Origin of the sequence: Caldithrix abyssi DSM 13497, assembly GCF_001886815.1 — a bacterium.
GTDB classification, from domain to species: domain Bacteria; phylum Calditrichota; class Calditrichia; order Calditrichales; family Calditrichaceae; genus Caldithrix; species Caldithrix abyssi.
Map to the genome: position 1 here is coordinate 1266551 of NZ_CP018099.1, position 20088 is coordinate 1286638.

The 20088-nt window shown below is 44.6% G+C and carries 21 protein-coding genes; 17 read left to right on the forward strand and 4 right to left on the reverse strand.

What is annotated here, in order from left to right:
• Positions 1-83: 83 nt before the first annotated feature.
• Both Cabys_RS05010 and Cabys_RS05015 read right to left on the reverse strand, forming a co-directional pair.
• On the reverse strand, positions 84-830 hold the full coding sequence (locus tag Cabys_RS05010; RefSeq protein ID WP_006929066.1) for a DUF429 domain-containing protein: 747 nt from the start codon (positions 828-830) through the stop codon (positions 84-86).
• A gap of 548 nt (positions 831-1378) precedes the next feature.
• Complete coding sequence (locus Cabys_RS05015; RefSeq protein WP_006929067.1) at positions 1379-2437, reverse strand: S66 peptidase family protein; 1059 nt, start codon at positions 2435-2437, stop codon at positions 1379-1381.
• Positions 2438-2583: 146 nt separating this feature from the next.
• On the opposite strand from Cabys_RS05015, the gene Cabys_RS05020 reads away from it, so the two are divergent.
• The 3 genes from Cabys_RS05020 (at position 2584) to Cabys_RS05030 (ending at position 6584) form a co-directional block, all read left to right on the forward strand.
• Positions 2584-3813, forward strand: coding sequence for a PAS domain S-box protein (locus tag Cabys_RS05020; protein WP_006929068.1), 1230 nt, complete (start codon positions 2584-2586; stop codon positions 3811-3813).
• Between the two features lie 237 nt (positions 3814-4050).
• Positions 4051-5586 (forward strand): hybrid sensor histidine kinase/response regulator, encoded by a 1536-nt coding sequence (locus Cabys_RS05025; RefSeq protein ID WP_044281207.1) that lies wholly within the window; start codon positions 4051-4053, stop codon positions 5584-5586.
• Positions 5587-5603: 17 nt separating this feature from the next.
• Positions 5604-6584, forward strand: coding sequence for a FecCD family ABC transporter permease (locus Cabys_RS05030; protein ID WP_006929071.1), 981 nt, complete (start codon positions 5604-5606; stop codon positions 6582-6584).
• Here Cabys_RS05030 and Cabys_RS05035 read toward each other — a convergent pair whose 3' ends face one another.
• On the reverse strand, positions 6585-7445 hold the full coding sequence (locus Cabys_RS05035) for an SH3 domain-containing protein (protein WP_006929072.1): 861 nt from the start codon (positions 7443-7445) through the stop codon (positions 6585-6587).
• Positions 7446-7725: 280 nt separating this feature from the next.
• Complete coding sequence (locus tag Cabys_RS05040) at positions 7726-8052, reverse strand: tetratricopeptide repeat protein (protein ID WP_006929073.1); 327 nt, start codon at positions 8050-8052, stop codon at positions 7726-7728.
• 213 nt (positions 8053-8265) lie between these two features.
• Between Cabys_RS05040 and argR the strand changes: the two genes are divergently transcribed.
• From argR to Cabys_RS05110, 14 genes are all read left to right on the forward strand, one after another.
• Entirely contained in the window at positions 8266-8712 is a 447-nt protein-coding gene (gene argR, locus Cabys_RS05045) for an arginine repressor (RefSeq protein ID WP_006929074.1), read from the forward strand.
• A gap of 37 nt (positions 8713-8749) precedes the next feature.
• Positions 8750-11374 (forward strand): TIGR03960 family B12-binding radical SAM protein, encoded by a 2625-nt coding sequence (locus Cabys_RS05050; protein ID WP_006929075.1) that lies wholly within the window; start codon positions 8750-8752, stop codon positions 11372-11374.
• A gap of 79 nt (positions 11375-11453) precedes the next feature.
• A complete protein-coding gene (locus Cabys_RS05055; protein WP_006929076.1) occupies positions 11454-12980 on the forward strand; it encodes an Rne/Rng family ribonuclease in 1527 nt (508 codons plus the stop codon).
• Positions 12981-13068: 88 nt separating this feature from the next.
• The gene (rplU, locus tag Cabys_RS05060) at positions 13069-13446 is read left to right on the forward strand and encodes a 50S ribosomal protein L21 (protein ID WP_006929077.1); all 378 of its coding nucleotides are present in this window, start codon (positions 13069-13071) and stop codon (positions 13444-13446) included.
• Positions 13447-13710 (forward strand): 50S ribosomal protein L27, encoded by a 264-nt coding sequence (rpmA, locus tag Cabys_RS05065; protein WP_006929081.1) that lies wholly within the window; start codon positions 13447-13449, stop codon positions 13708-13710.
• Positions 13711-13743: 33 nt separating this feature from the next.
• Positions 13744-13932 (forward strand): YgaP family membrane protein, encoded by a 189-nt coding sequence (locus Cabys_RS05070; RefSeq protein WP_006929083.1) that lies wholly within the window; start codon positions 13744-13746, stop codon positions 13930-13932.
• Positions 13933-14038: 106 nt separating this feature from the next.
• Positions 14039-14917, forward strand: coding sequence for a DUF3078 domain-containing protein (locus Cabys_RS05075; RefSeq protein ID WP_006929084.1), 879 nt, complete (start codon positions 14039-14041; stop codon positions 14915-14917).
• Between the two features lie 110 nt (positions 14918-15027).
• Positions 15028-15468, forward strand: coding sequence for a 50S ribosomal protein L13 (gene rplM / locus Cabys_RS05080; protein ID WP_006929085.1), 441 nt, complete (start codon positions 15028-15030; stop codon positions 15466-15468).
• A 20-nt stretch (positions 15469-15488) separates the two neighbouring features.
• Positions 15489-15878, forward strand: a complete 390-nt coding sequence (gene rpsI / locus Cabys_RS05085) for a 30S ribosomal protein S9 (RefSeq protein WP_006929086.1) — start codon at positions 15489-15491, stop codon at positions 15876-15878.
• A 116-nt stretch (positions 15879-15994) separates the two neighbouring features.
• A complete protein-coding gene (gene rpsB / locus Cabys_RS05090; protein WP_006929087.1) occupies positions 15995-16828 on the forward strand; it encodes a 30S ribosomal protein S2 in 834 nt (277 codons plus the stop codon).
• Positions 16828-17424, forward strand: coding sequence for a translation elongation factor Ts (tsf, locus tag Cabys_RS05095; RefSeq protein WP_006929088.1), 597 nt, complete (start codon positions 16828-16830; stop codon positions 17422-17424). The genes rpsB and tsf overlap by 1 nt, the downstream gene beginning before the upstream one ends.
• Positions 17425-17430: 6 nt before the next feature.
• A complete protein-coding gene (gene pyrH, locus Cabys_RS05100) occupies positions 17431-18156 on the forward strand; it encodes a UMP kinase (RefSeq protein ID WP_006929089.1) in 726 nt (241 codons plus the stop codon).
• Positions 18157-18162: 6 nt separating this feature from the next.
• The gene (frr, locus tag Cabys_RS05105) at positions 18163-18723 is read left to right on the forward strand and encodes a ribosome recycling factor (protein WP_006929090.1); all 561 of its coding nucleotides are present in this window, start codon (positions 18163-18165) and stop codon (positions 18721-18723) included.
• 231 nt (positions 18724-18954) lie between these two features.
• The gene (locus tag Cabys_RS05110; protein ID WP_006929091.1) at positions 18955-19917 is read left to right on the forward strand and encodes a sugar transferase; all 963 of its coding nucleotides are present in this window, start codon (positions 18955-18957) and stop codon (positions 19915-19917) included.
• Positions 19918-20088: the final 171 nt, after the last annotated feature.

The window sequence follows — 20088 nt, forward strand, 5'->3', positions numbered from 1 at the left end:
TTCCACAAATATCAACGAATTAAAGTAACTTAATACATTAAGTTTAAGCTTTTGGGTGCAATTCAGGAAACACTCCCACTGTTTTACTCGGCGTTAGAGAGGCACACCACATTCATGCGCAAACCAAACGCATCGTGCAGCGGTGTTTCCGGCACAAAATAGCGTAATTTGCGCGGCGCCGCGGCACACACGGCCAGCGCCAGCGCATCCAGCAAATCATCGGGCTGCGCATTGGACAACCCCATCCGCTTTCGCCAGCGGATTAAGGTCGGCTGATCGATGCGTGCGCGCTTTTGCAGCAGGCGCAAACGTTCGGCCTGACCGACGGAAGTCTTTTTGGAAGAAGACAACACCCGGCCGTCGTTCAGCCAGCGGAAACAGAGTTCGGGATGGCTTTCGTAAAAAAGATTTTGCAAGGAGGGATTCGTTCTTAAAAATTGATCCAGCTCTCTGATTTTTGGCGTTAGGTTCCAGGCCTGGATAGAAAGTTTTTTACCGCAAAGGGTCTGATTTATTTGGCAGGCCTGCGCGTAGGAGGCGGCGTAAACGGCTTTGCGGCATGGGACGGGAAAAATGGTGGATGCGCGTTTACCTAACAGAGCGCGCGCCAGAGAATCGCACAAACGCGGCTGGTCGGCGCTCAAACCAAAAGGCATATCGATAAACACATCGACGCCCGACGTTAACAGGCCGGGCATGTCTGCCAGCGAGCGCTGCAGCTCAAATTCAGGCCGGCCGTTTTGTTTAATCCTACAGACCAGCCAGCCGCCGCGGCAACCGTCAATGCCCATGCCGACGATGTCTTCCACAGCCTGCTTTTGCCCCGTCATGTTTTAACTCCACTTCTTTTTTTACTGCAGCGCACAGCGTTTTGCAAAATGCGTCTCCAGCTCGTTTCACGACCCGCCCTGACGAGACGAAAAGGATGCAAACATCAAAAAAATCGCCCCCTGCGGCGCGGTCTTCGAAATGGCATTAAAATGTTCATTTTACAGAAAGATACGCATCGCGTGGCAAAAGGCCATATTATCCAGGCCTGGCTGTAATTTAAGAAAGAGCGCTATTTCTGGAGCTTGTTGTCACGGCGCCTTTATTATGTCAAGCTCCTTCAGGATAGGACATTTCCATGATTTGCTTTTTCCGTTTAAAAGATTCGGCCTAAAAATGAGCATGAAATTTCTTAAGCGAAAAAAAAATCGAGGTAATCCTATTAAACAAGGTTCAAAAACAACCTCTAAACCTCCAAACCTCTAAACTTCTAAACCACTACACTCTTAACTCATCGCTGACCTTTACACAAACTAATTACCTGTCACGCGTTACGCATTAATGAAATTTTTTGCACGCTAAAGCGGGCTCCCTTCCGAGTGTCATTTACTTAAACGACGGCCGCTTCCAGCAGCGTCAGACGGCCGGCATCGGCATCCAGCCGCGCTTTAATGCCCAGCGGCATGGTGGGTTTATCTTTAATGTGTCCCAGCGAAAAACCAACGCACACCGGAAAATCAAAATCTTTAAAAATCATATCGATAACTTCTTCCACACTCAGGCTGCTGTTAAATCCCGGTTTATAATCCGCCGGTTTAACCGATGGCATGCGGTCAAAAATGACGCCTTTACATTGATCGAATATACCGGCCATTTTTAAATGGGTAAGCATGCGATCCAGATCGTAGGGTTCTTCGCCAATTTCTTCGAAAAATAGGATGGCGTCCTGCGTTGTCGCCGCAAACGGCGTACCCAAAAGCGATTGGAAGAGGGTCAGGTTGCCGCCGATCAAGCGTCCCTCCGTTACGCCGCCCCGGTATGTCCAGATGCGGTTACTGGTTTGCAGGTTGGCTTCGTAGGGGGCGTCTTCTATTTGGATGGGCGGCGCGGTCGTGGTAAATACGCGTTTCATATGGCGCGTGGTGTAATCTGTAAAAGTAGAAACGGCCACCGGACCATGAAAGGTTACCAGACCGGTCGCGGTGTGCATCCCTAACAACAGCGCAGTGATGTCGCTGTAACCGATGATAATCTTCGGATTTCTGGCAATCAGTTCATAATCCAGGTATGGTAAAAGCTGAGCGCTGCCGTAGCCTCCGCGAATGGCCATAATAGCCTTAACTTCATCGTCATTAAACATTTGATGTAAATCATCCACGCGCTCTTGAATGCTGCCGGCCAGATAGCCCCATTTTTTATCGATATTCCTGGCCAGCTTTACATTATATCCCAGATTTTTTAGCTTTTCGGTGGCTTCGATGACGGTGCGATGAAATTCAAACAAAGGCGAAGCCGGCGTGATCAGGCCGATGGTATCTCCCTCGCGCAAGGCAGGCGGTTTTAAAATTTTCGCTGACGCTGATTTTGATTCCTTTCTGGCGTAGGCGGTAAAAGGCAAAGCGCTTAACAAAAAGGCGGCGCTTTTAAGAAAATTTCTGCGGCTAAACATCCATTCCTCCTGAAAAATTATTTGCTAAAATAAAGATATTTCTTATTTTTTTCAAATAGAACGAAGATTTTTACTGTTCAGGCTATAAACGATTTGATCTTACGAATTGTGTCGAATGAATTAAAAAGAAAAATAAGGTGGGATAGATGATTTTTCTGGCCCGGTATCAAAAAACAGCGTTGCAAATTGTATTAATCTTTGTCGCTATCGGTCTTTTGTGGCTCGTCCTGTTCAGTAATATTTTGCCGGAACTGACGGGCTTTAAACTGGCTCCTTCGCTGGTCTATTTTGTTTTTTTAATCCTGGCGGCCCTTTACCTTTACAAGGCCCTTAGTGTGCCGCTGGAAAAATCGGAACAGATATCCAGGGCGCTCAGCCACAACGAGCGAAAATACAGAACCCTGGTTGAAGAAATTAACGAGGTGATTTTTGTAATTGATCAAATGGGACGGATTACTTACATCAGTCCTTCCATAACTCTTTTGACCGGCTTTACGCCGAACGAATTAATCGGCCGCCTGTTTGTGGAGTTTATTGACCCGCGAGATGAAGAGACTGTTTTTAAAGCGTTTAAAGAGCGGCTGCGCGGACAGGTTGCCCCCTTGCAATATCGCATCTTAAGCAAAGATGGTTCCAGCAGATGGGTGCGCAGTTTAAGCAAGCCCTACAAAAACGAGCAGGGGAATATTGGCGTTCGCGGCGTGTTAATGGATATTACCGATCTGGTAGAAAAAGATATGGCCTTAATTGAATCGGAAGCGCGCTGGCGGGCATTGGTGGAACAGGCGCCGGATTATATTATCACCACCGACCTGAAGGGCAAAATCGAATTTGTAAACCGTAGTTTTTTTAATGTGCCCGAAAAACAGATCATCGGACAGATGATTCATGATCTGGTTCCCACCACGCAAATGAAAAGAGTTCAGGAAGCCATCGAAAAGGTAACGCAAAAAGGAGGTTTGCATCGCTTTGAAATCGAACTCAACGTGGAAGGCCAGAAACACTGGTACCTGGTGCGCACCGGCCCCATCAAAAAAAATGACGCCATTGTCGGTTTGACCTTTATTGCCACAGAGATCACACGCAATAAAAATTACGAACGTGAATTGGAAGAAGTTCAGGCCCACCTCCAGAAGCTGGTCAGCGAACGAACGTTGGAATTAAAATCTGCCAATCGAGAAATCAGAAGTCTGGACAGGTTGATCAATGAACAACTGAAAGATTTCGAGACGCTGTTAATGAATTTTCTGGAAAAGGTTGATGCTTGCGCCGTCCAGAGCGCCACGTCCCATTTAAACGAAATTCGAGAAGAAGCGGAGAGAATAAAAAAACAGTTTGCTGGACTTTACCGGCAGTTAAAAGAACACGGACGGTGAGGGAGGAAAAGGGAAAAACGAGTAAGCAGTAAAAACTAAAAAAAAGGCGAGAGGGGCGAATTGGGGCGATAAATAATGCTTTATCTCCCATGTCAGATTTTGCTCTTGTAAATTTTTATGCACAACGTTGCCCAATGCGCCGCAATTTTTTACACACGAAGAAGAATTTTTTTGCATTAAACTACACTAAATGCTTACAATTATCTAAACTTAAAAAGGTAAATTATGAGCGCTAAGATGAAACCACCGTTAGAAAGCGATTTAAGCCGCAAAATTCTGGAAAACACCGGCGATGCGCTGATCTGTTTTGATGAGCAAGGCGAAATCGTTTTTTGGAATGCGGCTGCAACGGAAATGTTCGGTTATCGAAAAAAAGAAGCTGTTGGGCAAAAGATGCTGTTTCTGCTTTTTGAAGAAGAACAAAGAAGGCTTTTTGAGCAAAAGATCGATGAAGTTGAAAAAAACAAAGGCCCGCATTTAGCCCCAACCTTTGAGCTGCAGGTAGTCGGCATGCACGGAGAGCAAATTCCTGTAGAGGTGACGTTGAGTTCGTTTATCCATAAAGACGCGCGCTATTTTACCGCCCTTATGCGCGATATGCGTTCCAGGAAAAAGAGGGATGAACTGAAAAACCGGACGCAGCAATTGCAAGCCCTGAGTAGATTGGCGGGCAAAATCGCCAGCGATTTTAACAACGTGCTTTCTGTGGTGCGCGGCTATGTTGAGTTAATGCGCATTCAGATCGATGAACGCAATCCGTTTGCAAAGCAGATCGAAGCCATTCTAAAAACCATTGAACACGCCGAAAAACTGGACGAACAATTGATGACTTTTGCTCAGGAGCCCGGACAAACAACACAAAATGTCGATCTCGCCAGAGTTTATAGTTCATTAAAAGATCTACTTTTGAAATTGCTGGAGCCAGATATTTCGTTAAAAGAAGAGATCGAAACCGATTTGTGGACGGTGCGCGGAGACCCGCAAGCGTTAAAGCGAATGTTGCTGAATCTATTTGTAAATGCGCGCGAGGCCATGCCGGAAGGCGGTGAAATTCAATTTAAAATTCAGAATATCCGATTAAACGAGGCTGAAAAGGACGAGCGAGGAATTTCCGTCGGGAGCGATAGATTTCTGTTAATACAAATCGCAGACACCGGCAGGGGCATGCCCGAAGAGGTGCAAAAGAAGATTTTTGAACCCTTTTTCACCACGGATGAAAGAGAGGAAAAGCGCGGCCTCGGGCTTTCCGTGGTTTACGGCATGGTGCAATCCATGAATGGCGTAATTCTTTGTGATAGTCAGGTCGGGCGGGGAACCACCTTTTCCATTTATCTGCCGGCCAGTGAAACGGATGAAGAAGCGATGGAAGAAAGAGCATTAGAATCGAACGGCGGAGAAGAGACCATTCTGGTGGTTGAAGATGTGCCTGAGGTGCAATTGCTGCTGCTGGAATTGTTGCAGACCGTTGGCTACAAAACCATTGGCGTTTCCAGCTACCAGGAAGCAATGGATTATTACCGTGCGCATGGCGAAGAAATCGACTTGATCATCAGCGATGTGGTGTTGCCCGATCAATACGGAACGGAATTAATTCGGAAGTTTCTGGAGGAGAGGTCGGATTTGAAATACATTCTGATTTCCGGTTATGCCGACCAGCTGGATATTGAAAAAAACAAGATGCTATTTCAGGGCCATTTTTTACAAAAACCGTTTCACCCAAGCACTTTATTACAAATGGTGCGCGAAATGCTGGACGAGGATAGAGCGGATTAATAAGGAAGTCGGTCGTTTTGAATAAGCTTTTTAAAATTTTGCTCTGGATGGTCATTTTGTTGGGCGGTTTAACCATTCCCTTATTCATTGGCGAAGGCCCCTTTTCATTTAAAGAAATGTTTAGCTCGCCGCAGACCATTAACAGCCAGATTATTTTGAGCGTCCGTTTGCCGCGTATTTTCTTTGCTTTTTTAGTCGGCGCCTCGTTATCGTTGGTGGGGGCCGTTTTTCAGGTGTTACTAAGAAATGAACTGGCCACCCCTTATACGCTTGGCATCTCTTCAGGCGGAGCGCTGGGCGCTGTGCTGGCCATTAAAGCCGGTCTGGTGATCCAGCTATTTGCTTTTTCATCCACCGTGATTTTTTCGATAGCGGGCAGTTTGCTGACCGTGGGACTGATCTATTTTATTGCCCGTGAACGGCAGGAAATTTCAACGCTTACCTTACTTTTAGCCGGGGTAACCATCGGCTTGTTTTTTTCTTCGTTAATTCTCTTTATCCACTATCTGGCCGATTTTACCGAAACCTATCGAATGATTCGCTGGCTGATGGGCGCGCTGGATGTTGTGGGCTGGAAATATCCGCTAACGGTTTTTACGATTCTTGCGCCGGTTTTTGTCTATCTTTATTACCACGCCATCGATTTCAACCTGCTGCTTTCGGGTAACGAAATGGCCAAAGCGCGCGGCGTGAATGTACGGAGCTTACAAAAATGGTCTTTCATCGTCTCCTCTTTCCTGGTGGGAGCCTGCGTTTCCATGGCCGGGCCCATCGGCTTTGTCGGTTTAATTGTTCCGCACATTATGCGCCTTTTGGTGGGCGCCGATCATCGTGTTTTGCTGCCTCATGCCCTTGTAGGCGGCGGATTGTTTCTGGTGTGGTGCGATACCATAGCGCGCAGCATTATCGCCCCTGCAGAGCTGCCCGTGGGCGTTGTAACATCTCTGCTTGGCGCGCCGTTTTTTATCTATTTGCTGATCAAATACAAAGTGGGTTGATCAGGAAGAAGGCGGCCCGCAACGATCGAATGCGTAATCTTCACCGTAAGCGTCTTCCACGTAATAAAGACGACATTTTTTACTATCCAGCGAGCGGACGATGATTTCCGTTTTTTCAAAAGGATATTCATAGGTGGCCGAGGCCTTGCGGGCCATGTTTAATAATTTATTGCGGCTTATGTCCTCTGGCGCAAAAATATAAAGTTTAACCGCCGATTCATTCAATTTAAGTCCGTACAAAATACCCACCGGCAGAACAGGCAAAGGGATATCGCTAATTTCCAGGCCCTTAAAGGTGTAAGTTTTAACGGGTTTACGGCTATTGGGTTTTATCAGATGAACGGTTACGGTTCCGTGGTACACTTTTTTCTGATAGGCGCGGGCAATGCGTTTAATGATGGAATAGGGTTTGGAAGTTTTTCCGTCGGCAAACTGCAGGTAAATAACGCGGTATGGCTTGTTTTTATCGATAAAAAGCTGCGCCGAAAAACGGGGCATAATCGAATCGTTAAAAGCAGTGGCCATAAGCGTTTTACTTAAATTTCGCGGCCCCACCAGGTTGCTGCGTACCCACCCTTTTAGACCGCTTTCCGTGATCACATGGTACCAGCCGTTGCGGTTTTCAAGGATTCGAAGCGCTTCGCCATCTTGCAGGGTGGCTTTAATGCTTGATGTAAAAGCCGGCCCCTGACGCAAAGAAACGGATTCTTTGACCACATAGGCTTCAATGCCAAAGGCGGGGCGCGAAATATCGCGATGCTCTGCCGGCTCCTCAACTTTTTTAACCGCAGATGGCATGCAGGCGCTTAAAAAATATAAGAAAGTCAGAAATAAAGAGAAAAATGCGAATTGCTTTATCATTGTGTCGTCTTTCTTTTTTTACCTTTGTATGAATGAATTTGAATGAAACGGAAAGTTAATTAAAAAAATTACAGTTTGCAAAAGCATGAATTTTAAAAAAAATATCGCGCAAAGCCGCAACCAAAAACATTTCCGCGAGGATTTATGCAACCACAGAGCGCACAGCGCACAGAGAAGTCGCAAAGGGCGCAAAGAATGTTTAAATTAAAAATAGTTCCAATTGCCTTTTCCCGAAAAGCGGGAGTGGGGGCAGGGGGTGAGGGCTATTGTAAACTTTTCCTTATTTATTTGATTTTTCTAAGGGAGAAAGCGATTTCGCAATTTCCATCTCTTTTTCCGCCTGTTCAATTAACCCTTTTTGCACATATAATCTGGCTAACGCAAAATGCGCTTTTGCGTCTTTAGATGCAAGCGAAAGCCACGTGTTCACAACGTTTAAAGCTTTCTCTATTTCTCCCATGCGGTTCAGCGCTTCGCAAAGGGCGCTGTAAGCCGGAATAAAATGATCGTCAATTTCAAGCGCTTTATTAAAATAGAAGCAAGCTTTTTCGTAATCTTTTTGCGCAAAGTATTGGAATCCAAGTTTGAGCAATGCCCTGGCATCCATTAGAACTTCTCCGAATAATTTTAATTATGGTATATAACGTAAACAGGAATAAAAATAATTTCTTTATCAAAAAATTCATACGTAAAAACCGCAATAAGCGTTAATCTATTAAAAACATTTGGATTAATAATTAAAAATTTCTAATTTTATTCAAGCTTTAATTATAAAGGTATTTAAAGCGGGAAAGTTTTATTAACAAATAAAGGACGTCTTATGCCCAATAAAATTTTACGTCAGGCTAAAATTAAAGAAATTGTATCCACGCAAGTGGTTTCCAGTCAGGAAGACCTCCTGGAAAAATTACGAGCAGAGGGGTTTGAAGTAACTCAGGCGACGCTGTCCAGAGATTTGCATGAGATGAACATCATACGTATTCCTCATGGCGACGGCTACAAATACATTTTGCATCAGGCGGAGAACTCCCAGGCCATTGCGCAAATAATCGGCATGGAAATTGTAAATGTATTACACAATGAGCACATGATTGTGGTTAAAACCATGCCCGGACGCGCGCAGGGCGTTGCCGTATATTTCGATCGCCTGAGCGACAGCCACATTCTTGGAACGGTTGCCGGCGATGACACGATTTTTGTCGTGCCGGACACGGTGAAAAATATCCCGCAAATCGTGGAGCGAATCAGGGAAATCATGGTGCGCTAAAAGGCGTTTACAGGTTCGGAAGTGGGAACGAGAGTGGATGAAAAAAAGCGGACAGGGGGAGTTGTTGGCAACCCATGATTTAGAAAAGACGTTGTTTTCTAAAATATTACCGGCTGTTTTAAAGCCGGGCAGGTATATAGGGCATGAAATAAACATCGTACAAAAAGATGCGCAAACGGTCAAAAGCAGAATTGTTCTGGCTTTTCCTGATGTTTATGAGATAGGCATGTCTTACACAGGGTTCCAGTTGTTATATCACATTTTAAACCAACAGCCACACATCTGGGCCGAACGTGTTTTTGCGCCCTGGCCCGATATGGAAGAACAGTTGCGCCGGCATAAAATTCCCCTGTACAGCCTGGAGTCCTTTACGCCATTAAATGAATTCGATGTTATCGGCTTTACATTGCAGTATGAGTTGACCTATACCAATATTCTGAACATGCTCGATCTTGGCCATGTTCCGGTGCTGTCAAAAGACCGTACGGAAAGCGATCCCTTTGTGATTGCCGGCGGACCCTGCAGTTGCAATCCGGAACCCATGGTCGATTTTATCGACGCCTTTTTGATTGGCGATGGCGAGGAAGCCGGAATCGAAATTCTGAATGTTATTCAGGCAGGAAAAGCAGAAGGGAAAAAACGCGAAGAAATTCTGTTCGATCTTGCTCAGGTCTGGGGCGTTTATGTACCGCAGTTTTATGAGGCAAAATATGATGCCCGGCAAAAGTTCGTGGGCATCCGGCCCAAAAAAGATGGCGTTCCCCCTGTTGTGCGCACGCGGATAGCCGCTAACTTAAAGCCGGAACATTATCCCACGCGTCCTATTGTTCCTTTGATTGAAGTCACGCATGATCGTCTGGCGGTGGAGGTCATGCGCGGTTGCACCGAAGGATGTCGCTATTGCAACGCCGGCATGATTTATCGACCGGTGCGCGAACGAAAGGTCGAAGATATTCTTCAGCAAATAAAAGAGGGACTGGATCATACCGGCTACAATGAGGTCTCTTTTTTATCGCTTTCCATCTCCGATTATTCCCATCTGGAACGCCTGATGGTTGAAAGTCGGCAGGAGCTCGATAGCGAGGTAAATGTTTCGTTTCCCTCCATGCGTCTGGACAGTTTTAATGAAACGATTGCGGAATTCGTGGCGCAGGTGCGCAAATCCGGATTTACTTTTGCGCCCGAAGCCGGCAGTCAGCGCCTGAGAAACGTTATTAATAAAAATATTTCAGAGGAAGATTTGTTTAAATCGGTTGAGATTGCCTTACAAAACGGATGGCGGCTCATTAAATTTTATTTTATGATCGGTTTGCCAACCGAAACGGATGAAGACGTTCTGGCTATTGCCGACCTGCTAAAGCGACTGGCGCGGATGAGCAAACCGTATGGTCGAATTCAATTTAACGTTTCGATCTCTCCTTTTTCGCCCAAGGCGCACACGCCTTTTCAATGGGAACGTCAAAACACCATAGAAGAAATCTGGCGAAAAGTCGATTTATTGAAAGCCCCTTTAAGAGGAGAACGGCGTGTAAAATTAAGCTGGCGCGATCCTAAAATTTCATTTTTAGAGGGCATTCTGGGACGCGCCGATCGAAAGATGGCCGGGGTCATCTACGAAGTCTGGAAAAACGGCGGTAAATTTGACGGCTGGGCCGAGTATTTTAACTTTGAATTGTGGTCCGATATTTTGAATAAATACGGTTATGATCAGGATGAACTCATCGCCGAAATTCCGGAGTCTTCTCCACTGCCCTGGGATCACATTGACAAAGGGGTGACCAAGCGATTTTTACAAAAAGAACGGCATAAAGCTTATCAGGAAAAGAACAGTCCGGATTGCAAAACCGATCATTGCCTGGCCTGTGGTTTGCAGCGCAAGGGGATTTTTGCCGAACTGGTCGATTGCTACAAAAAAGAGTCCGGTACAACACAGGAAACGGACATCCGGAGGAATAAAACGAAAAAGGAAGTCGGACAGCCAGAGTCGTCTTCTGCAACCGTCAAATACCGGGTTCAGTTTACCAAAGAGGGGTACGCTTCGTTTTTATCGCATCTGGATATGTTGCGAATTTTTGAACGCGCCTTCAGACGCGCTAAAATTGAGGTCGCTTATTCCGAAGGCTTCAATCCGCGTCCTAAAATTTCTTTTGCGCAACCGCTGGCCCTGGGGGTTCAGAGTGTGGCGGAATATTTTGATGTGGAAATTAAAGGCGGCTTTGACGGCCGACTCGCCGAAAAATTGAATCCCCTTTTGCCCGAGGGATTAAAAATCGTCCATGCCCATCAAATTCATGAAAAGGTGCGCTCATTGTCAGAAGCGATCGATATAACCGAATATGAAATTGTGGTGCTGGATCAAAACGTCGATCTGGCCGAAGTGGATCGCAGATTGCGCAAAATGCGACGCGCCGTTTCGATTGTTATGCAAAAACGCGTGAAAGGCCAGTTGAAGCCGGTCAATGTACGTCCTTATGTGGATGAAATACGCCGCCGGGGAAAGCGCATCCTCATCAAAGTGAGAACAATTGAACGGCGATCGTTGCGCATAAATGATTTTGCGCGTTTAATTTTTCCCAATAACGAAGCCATTAAAATTATTCGCCGCAAACAATTAATTCGCGCCGGTAATATTGAAAAAACGCCTCTGGAAATTCTTAAATAAAATCAGGCAATCTCGACCTCTGAAATAGCGTATTCTTGTAACGGATGTAACGGAGATTGACAAAAACAGGACTAAAACGATGACTAAAGAGATTATTATTAATGCAACCAATGAAGAAACGCGTATTGCCATTTTAGAAGATGGCAAGCTCGTTGAATTGTTTGTAGAGCGTCCCGAATACGAACGCATGGTTGGCGATATTTACAAAGGGCGCGTCAGCCGTGTGTTGCCGGGAATGCAAGCAGCCTTTATTGATATTGGGCACGAACAAAACGCTTTTTTACACTTCCAGGACTTTGACGCATCGTACCTGGATTATTTTGTTGATTATGAAGATGAAGAACATGTTGACAAAGATCACTACCAGACCGAACGACGCTTCGATGTTTATCGCGATTTGAAAAAGAATCAGGACATCCTGGTTCAGATTATTAAAGAACCGATCGGAACCAAGGGGTGCCGCGTCACCACAGGCATTGCGCTGCCCGGTCGCTTTCTGGTGTTAATTCCGGGTAAAAAACACATCGGCGTTTCACGGAAAATACAGAACCCAAAAGAACGCCGACGATTAAAAGAAATTGCGCGGCAGATTATGCCGCCCAATTTCGGGCTGATCATCCGTACGGTGGCCGAGGGAAAATCAGATAAAATTATTCGCAAAGATTTAAATAATTTGTTAGATACCTGGCACAAAATCGAACGAAAAATCAAACGCCAGAAGGCGCCGACCCTCTTGTACAAAGATATGGGTATGGCCTCCAGCGTTATTCGCGATCTCTTCACCTCTGATGTGGATCGCGTGGTGGTCGATTCCCGCAAATTAATGCGCGAATTATCGGCCTACATCAAAGATGTGGCGCCGCACTTAAAGGAAAAAATTAGCTACTACAAGGGCACCCTGCCGATTTTTGATTATTACAATATCGAAAAAGAAATCGAAAAGATGGAAAATAGCAAGGTGTGGTTGCGCAACGGCGCCTACATTGTCATTGAACAAACCGAAGCGCTGGTTTCCATAGACGTAAACAGCGGTAAATTCATCGGTTCTCGTGACCATGAGAGCAATTCGTTAAAGATTAATATGGAGGCGGCGCGCGAAATCGCCCGTCAGGCCCGCTTGCGCGATCTGGGCGGAATTATTGTTATCGATTTTATCGATATGAACGAAGAAGAGAACCGCAAAAAACTGTACAATGAATTGCGAAAAGAATTTGCCAAAGACCGCTCCATTACGAAAATCCAGGAGATCAGTCGCTTCGGATTGATCGAGATGACGCGACAGCGCGTTCGTCCGCCGGTGTTGTTCAACCTAAAAGATCAGTGTCCGGTGTGCCAGGGGACGGGAATGGTGCCCACCGTGCATGCAGTGGTCGGTAATATAGAGCGATGGATTCAACGCTACAGGGCAACGCATGGCGACCGGCGTTTTACCATCCATGTAACGCCCGAAGTGTACCGCTACATGAAAAAGGGAACCTACAATCCGCTTTTAAAATTGATGTGGAAATATTGGGTAAAAATTAAACTGGTGGAAGACGACACGTTAACGCTGGGGACGTTCAAGGTTTTTGACAAAGACGATAAGAATCCGTTAAATATCGATTGAAAAAAAGGGTTTGACAATTCACTGAATGTTGATTAAATTAAATGCTCAATTTTTCAGATTAGTAAATTTATTCTAATAGGAGAACAGGATGTACGCTGTTGTGGAAATAGCAGGTAAACAATTCAGAGTAATGCCTGATCAAAAAATCAAGGTACCTTTATTGCATGTTGAACCGGGTCAAAAAGTAGATTTTGATAAAGTATTGTTCTATACAGATGATAAAGGCACGCCCCACATAGGCGCTCCGATTGTGGAAAAGATGAAGGTCGTTGCCACCGTTGTGGAACACGGGCGTGATAAAAAAGTGATCGTTTTTAAGAAAAAACGACGTAAAGGGTATCGGTTAAAAAAAGGCCATCGCCAACATTACACGGTTCTGCATATCGAGAAAATTGCCAAAACACGCGCCACGCGCGCCAAAAAAGCAGAAACCAAAGAAGTTGAAGGCGAGGCAAAGGAGGCATAAATGGCACATAAAAAAGGTGTAGGTAGTTCGCGCAACGGACGTGAGAGCGAGTCCAAACGTCTTGGCGTTAAGGCGTTTGGCGGTCAATTCGTAACGGCTGGTTCGATTATTGTGCGTCAGCGGGGAACCAAAATTCATCCCGGTGAAAATGTGGGCCGCGGCGGCGACGATACATTGTTTGCTAAAATAGACGGCATTGTTAAGTTTGAACGCAAAGATCGCACCAGAAAAAGAGTCAGCGTCTATCCGGCAGATGTTAATTAGCCGGTTTAATATAAATAAACATGGAGGCCTTCCATGAATAAGAACGTTGGCGGAATCGACCGCTGGATCAGGATTGTTTTGGGAATCGTCCTGATTGCGCTGGTTTTCGTCGGTCCGCAAATCAAATGGGGCTGGATTGGGTTGGTCCCGCTGCTGACAGGAATTGTGGGATTTTGTCCCGCCTACTTGCCGTTTAAGTTCAGTACGCACAAAGAGTCTTGACCTCTGGTATCTATTAAAAAATGCAGGCCTTGCCTGCATTTTTTTTATGCGAAAAATTGTATTTAATCAATAGAAACCGGCATGCATAAAATGGATGGAGTGTGCAATGAAGTTTAAAGTACCATGGATGGTATTGGTGGTGTGGGGGCTGGTTGCGTTTTGCAATGGGCAAAACAAGGCGCTTTTTGAGCATTTAAAAAAGGTTGAAAAAAAACAAAAAAATTACAACAAATTGCAGCCAGGGTGGAATCTCAATCTATCCAGTACCTTAACGGTTACGCAAACCGCTTATCACCAGTGGGCGGCAGGTGGATCCAACGTTCTGGTGTGGGTTGCCGGGATCGACGGCACGGCCATTCTGGACACGGTAAACTGGAACTGGGCCAATGAATCGAAAATTCTGTTCGGTAAGGCCAGGCAAAATGGCGAGCCGGCGCGTAAAACCGACGATTTAATCGATCTGGAATCGGTACTAACTTACAAAAAGAAAGAGTTCTTAAATCCCTACATTTCTTTGAATTTAAGAACACAAATGGCGCCTGGCTATAAATATGAAGCAGAACGGCGCATTAAAATTTCCGATTTTTTTGACCCGGCTTATTTTACCAGCGGCGTGGGCGTGGGATATTCGCCCAAAAAAACCTTCAGAACCAGAATCGGTTTGGCGGCTCAAACCACCTTTGCGCATCAATTTACGCAATATGCCAAAGACAAAAAATGGAATGTGGAATCGGGCATACAGTGGGTTACCCATGCCGAGAGAAGGTTCTGGGAAAAATTATTGATTCGTTCACGGTTGAACATGTTCTCTTCCTTCGAAAAATTTGAATACGGCAATATTTTCTGGGATACTTTAGTCCAGGCTTCCATAACCAAATATATTATTGTCAATATTCAAACGCTGGTGCTCTATGATGCAAAAGTTTCGAAGAAAACGCAGTTAAAAGAAGTGCTCAGCATAGGGATAAAATATACTTTTATTTAACTTTATTTCTTCGTATATTATTTATCTCGATAATCACAAAAAATTTGACTATCGAATACATAAGCTTTAAATTTGCCGTTTCGTTTTGATTTAAAATTTGGAGGAACGTCTTGAAAACCTATATAGCGAAAGAGCAGGAAATTCAAGATTCTAAGCGCTGGTACGTGGTTGATGCCGAAGGAAAAGTATTGGGTCGTTTAGCCAGTCAGATCGCCACCATTTTGCGTGGCAAACATAAACCGATTTATTCTCCCCATCAAGATGCCGGGGATTTTGTGGTTGTAATTAACGCCGAAAAGGTTCGTTTGACCGGCAATAAGATGCAGCAAAAGGTTTACTTTCGTCACTCTGGCTATATCGGCGGCGCAAAGTACACGCCGATTAGTTTGATGCTTAAAACGCATCCGGAGCGCGTGATTGAATTTGCTGTCAAAAGAATGTTGCCGAAAAATGCACTGGGACGCAAAATGTTCAAAAAGCTAAAAGTGTACGCCGGCCCCGAGCATCCGCATCAAGCGCAAAAACCTGAAGTTTTAGAATTGAATGCTTAAATCGTAAGGAGCAGTTTTAAATGGAAGTATATGTTGCAACCGGAAGAAGGAAAGAAGCAGTTGCACGTGTCAGGATGAAACCTGGCAGCGGTAAGTTTGTTATTAACGGTCGTGAAGGCTTGTTAGAATATTTTAAGCGTGAAACCCTGTTAATGGATATTGAGCAGCCGCTTATTTTAACAGAAACCGATGGAAAATTCGATTTTTTTATTCGTGTGAATGGCGGCGGATTAACGGGCCAGGCAGGCGCGGTAAGGTTGGGCATTGCCCGGGCGTTAGTCGCCTATAGTGAAGATTTTAGACCCGCGTTGCGCAAGGCCGGTTTTCTTACACGCGATCCTCGTAAGGTGGAGCGTAAAAAATACGGTCTGGCAAAAGCCAGAAAACGCTTCCAGTTCTCTAAGCGTTAAAATTTATTTATTAAATTCACACACCATTCGTTTCCTTTCCGGGTGTCTGTCTGTTTCGACGGATTGGGAAGGTTATAGGGTGGTGGAGGTTTAACCCAAAGTCTTAGGAGATTTTTATGTCATCAGTAACTCTCGAACAGCTTTTAGCTGCAGGCGTCCATTTTGGACATTTAACCCGTCGTTGGAATCCCAAAATGAAGCCATACATCTTTATGGCTAAAAACGGGATTCATATCATTGACCTTAAAAAGACGCAAAAGGCCTTAGACCGCGCCCTTGATGTGGTGCGTCAGGTGGTAAGCGAAGGCTATGAAGTCTTGTTTGTTGGAACCAAACCGCAGGCCAAAGACATCATCGTCTCCGAAGCCGAGCGTTGCGGAATGTTTTATGTTACGCATCGCTGGTTGGGCGGAATGTTAACCAATTTTGCGACCATTAAAAAGTCGATTAAGCATTATAAAAATCTTGAAAAGATGAGCACCGACGGCACGTATGAAAAGATTTCCAAAAAAGAACGGTTGATGATCGACCGGGAAAAGGAAAAACTATATCGCGTGCTGGGTGGTATTCTTGAAATGAAGCGCTTACCCGGCTTGGTGTTTATTGTTGATATTAATAAAGAACACATTGCTGTTCGCGAAGCGAAAAAGATGAATATTCCGGTTGTGGCTCTGGTAGATACGAATGTGGATCCTACGATTGTCGATTACCCCATTCCGGCCAATGATGATGCCGCTAAGAGCATCAGTTTGATTACCAGTAAAATCGCGGATGCAATTATTGAAGCAAAACAAAAATATCAAGATCAGAAGGCATTGGAAGAAGCTGCGAAAAAAGAAAAGGTAGAGAAAAAACCAGAAGAGAAAAAGCGAGCGCCAAAACCTAAAAAAGAAGCAGCCCCCAAAGCCAAGAAAGAAGAAAATGAAAAAGTGGTAGAGGAGTCGAAATAATGGCAGAAATTACTGCAGCGATGGTAAAAGAACTGCGCGATAAAACCGGCGCAGGTATGATGGATTGTAAAAAAGCTTTACAGGAAGCAGAAGGCGATTTTGAAAAAGCCGTAGAATTATTACGTAAAAAAGGCATTGCCAAAGCGGCAAAACGAGCGGAACGCGAAGCAAACGAAGGCGTGGTAACCGCTTACATTCATCCCGGCAGCAAATTAGGCGTGCTGGTTGAAGTAAATTGCGAAACCGATTTTGTGGCCAAAACGGATGATTTTCAGGCCTTTGCCAAAAATATTGCCATGCATATCGCAGCCAGTAATCCGCTGGCCATCAGCCGTGAAGAGTTGGATCAGGAAACGCTCGAAAAAGAAAAGCAGCTCTATCGCGAGCAGGCGCTGGAATCGGGCAAACCTGAAAATATTGTGGATAGAATTGTCGAAGGACGCATGGAAAAATACTTTAGCGAAGTTTGTCTGCTGGAACAACCTTACGTTAAAGACCCGGATAAAACCGTTAAAGACCTTTTGACCGAAACGATCGCCAAGGTTGGTGAAAACATCAATATTAAAAGATTTGCTCGTTTTCGTATTGGGGAATAATTAAATATGGGTAGTTCCCCCGCCGTTCAATTTAAAAGAATACTGCTAAAATTAAGCGGAGAGTCCTTAGCCGGAGATGCCAAAGTTGGCATCTCCGCTTCTCATCTAAAATACTTTGCGGATGAAGTAAAGGCTGTGGTTGAGCTGGGGGTTCAGGTAGCCCTGGTGATTGGCGGCGGTAACATATTCCGCGGTATTTCTTCTCAAAATTTTAATCTGGCCCGCGTCGAAGCCGATAAAATGGGCATGCTGGCCACTGTAATTAACGCACTCGCCTTAAAAAGCGCATTTCAGCAACAGAATCTTCCAGCAACCGTTTTATCTGCTGTCAATATTGGTACTTTTGTAGAGCCCTTTTCCAATGAGCGTGCCATTCAACATTTAGAGGCCGGCCGGGTTGTGTTGCTGGCCGGTGGAACGGGCAATCCTTTTTTTACTACCGATACTGCCGGCGTGCTTCGTGCAATCGAAATAGGCGCGGAAATCATTCTGAAAGGCACGCGCGTGGATGGCGTTTACAATGCCGACCCTGAAAAATTCGAAGATGCTATTTTGTTCGATCGGTTATCCTACATGGAGGTAGTCCGCCGTAATTTAAAGGTAATGGATACCACGGCGATTACACTGGCCATGGAAAATAAACTGCCAATAATTGTTTTTAATTTCAATAAATCTGGTAACCTGAAAAGAGTTGTTTTAGGTGAGCCAGTAGGTACAAAAGTACAGGGGTGATTTATTATGGATGCCAAAGAAATTATTAAAGATGCAAAACGGCGCATGAACGGCGCGCTTAACGCCTTACGCGATGAACTGGTTAAAATCAGAACCGGTCGGGCCACACCGAATTTGTTAGACGGCATAAAAGTCGAATATTACGGACAGAAGGTCCCTTTGAATCAGGTAGCCACGGTAACCGCTCCTGAACCAAGGCTCATTGTCATTCAGCCCTGGGAAAAGAAAATGGTTGCCGAAATCGAAAGAGAAATTTTAAAAGCCGACCTGGGATTTAATCCCAATAACGATGGTACGGTTATCCGAATTCCCATCCCGCCTCTGAGCGAGGAACGTCGTAAAGATCTGGTCAAATTGGTGCATAAATTTGCGGAAGACGCCCGGATCGCAGTGCGCAACGTGCGCAGAGATGCCAATGATCAACTGAAAAAATTAGAAAAAGACCATCAAATTAGTGAAGATGAATTAAGTGTTTATCTGGATGATGTACAGGATTTGACGGACGATCACATTAAAAAAATAGATGAAATGATGAAAGAAAAAGAAGCAGAAATCCTGAAGGTTTAGGGAGTTTGGGGAGCGCAAAGCTCCCCAAACATCTATTTCATCACCCCATATTTATGTGCTTGCCAAAAAAACCTAAAAGTAAATAAAATTTTTCCGACTATAAAAAAAAATAAAATAATGTTAAGCTGAAAAGATAAAATTGACGCTTAACACAGTTTTTTCGATGCCAGTTTTGTATAATGCTGGTGGAATTTTAAAAATGGAATTTACGTTTAATCTGAAGTGAAAAATATGCAAAGACCTCCTGAAAAAAATACTTTGATTGTCGGATGGAATGTTGAGGCCGTTCAGCTTTATGACAGACTCCTTGAAACGCCCGCTCTGGGTTATAATGTCAGGGGGTTCATCCGTCCCGCCGGCAATGATCGCCGAAGGCATTATAAAAATGTTCCCGTCGTTGGCGATCTGGAGAATTTTAGCGAGTGCGTTAAAAAGTATAAAATCAGCGAAGCGCTCATTGTCCTTTCGCCTTCGGAAAAGACATATCTTCCACAAATCATCGATCTTTGTACTAAAAATAATGTTGAATATTCGATCGTTTCCGATGCCTACGAAGAAGATTACGACCATGTTGTTCGCCATATTATTCGCGTTGTGCTAAAACCAAGGGAATTTGGTTTTAGAAGAATTTTTGATATTTTAATTTCTGTCACCTTACTCATTTTACTATTTCCGCTGTTTATTATTACGGCTATTGCCATCAAACTGGATTCTCCCGGGCCGCTTTTCTATTCTCAGCAAAGGTTGGGTAAGGACGGAAAAATATTTAAGGTTTACAAATTCAGATCCATGGTGCAGGATGCGGAGAAGTTGACCGGCCCGGTGTGGGCTGGTAAGGAAGACCCTCGAATAACGCGTGTGGGACGCATTTTAAGAAAAACGCGCATTGATGAACTGCCCCAATTAATGAACGTTCTGTTGGGCGATATGAGCTTTATCGGCCCCCGACCGGAACGTCCTTTTTTTGCGCAGCAGTTCAAAAAACAAATTCCCTTTTATATGGCTCGTTTAAAAACCAAGCCGGGCATTACCGGGCTGGCCCAGGTAACCGTGGGCTATGATGAAACCATTGAAGACGTTAAAGAAAAGATAAAGAAAGACATCGAATATATTGAAAATAAAGATTCGTTGCTTTTGAATTTAAAAATACTCCTCAAGACGATCGCGGTTGTTTTAAAAGGCGAAGGCCAATAACAATAAAAATTATTAATAATTTTCTGATTTTAGACGACTTTATTTAATGATGTGTCGCACAAATTGTGCACATTGTGGATGCATTTTTAATGCGGTTTTGAGAAGAAGAGGGAATTTTTGTAGATTACAGGCGTTCGCTGTAATTGACGTGGCGGAGCTATAAACAAAGGT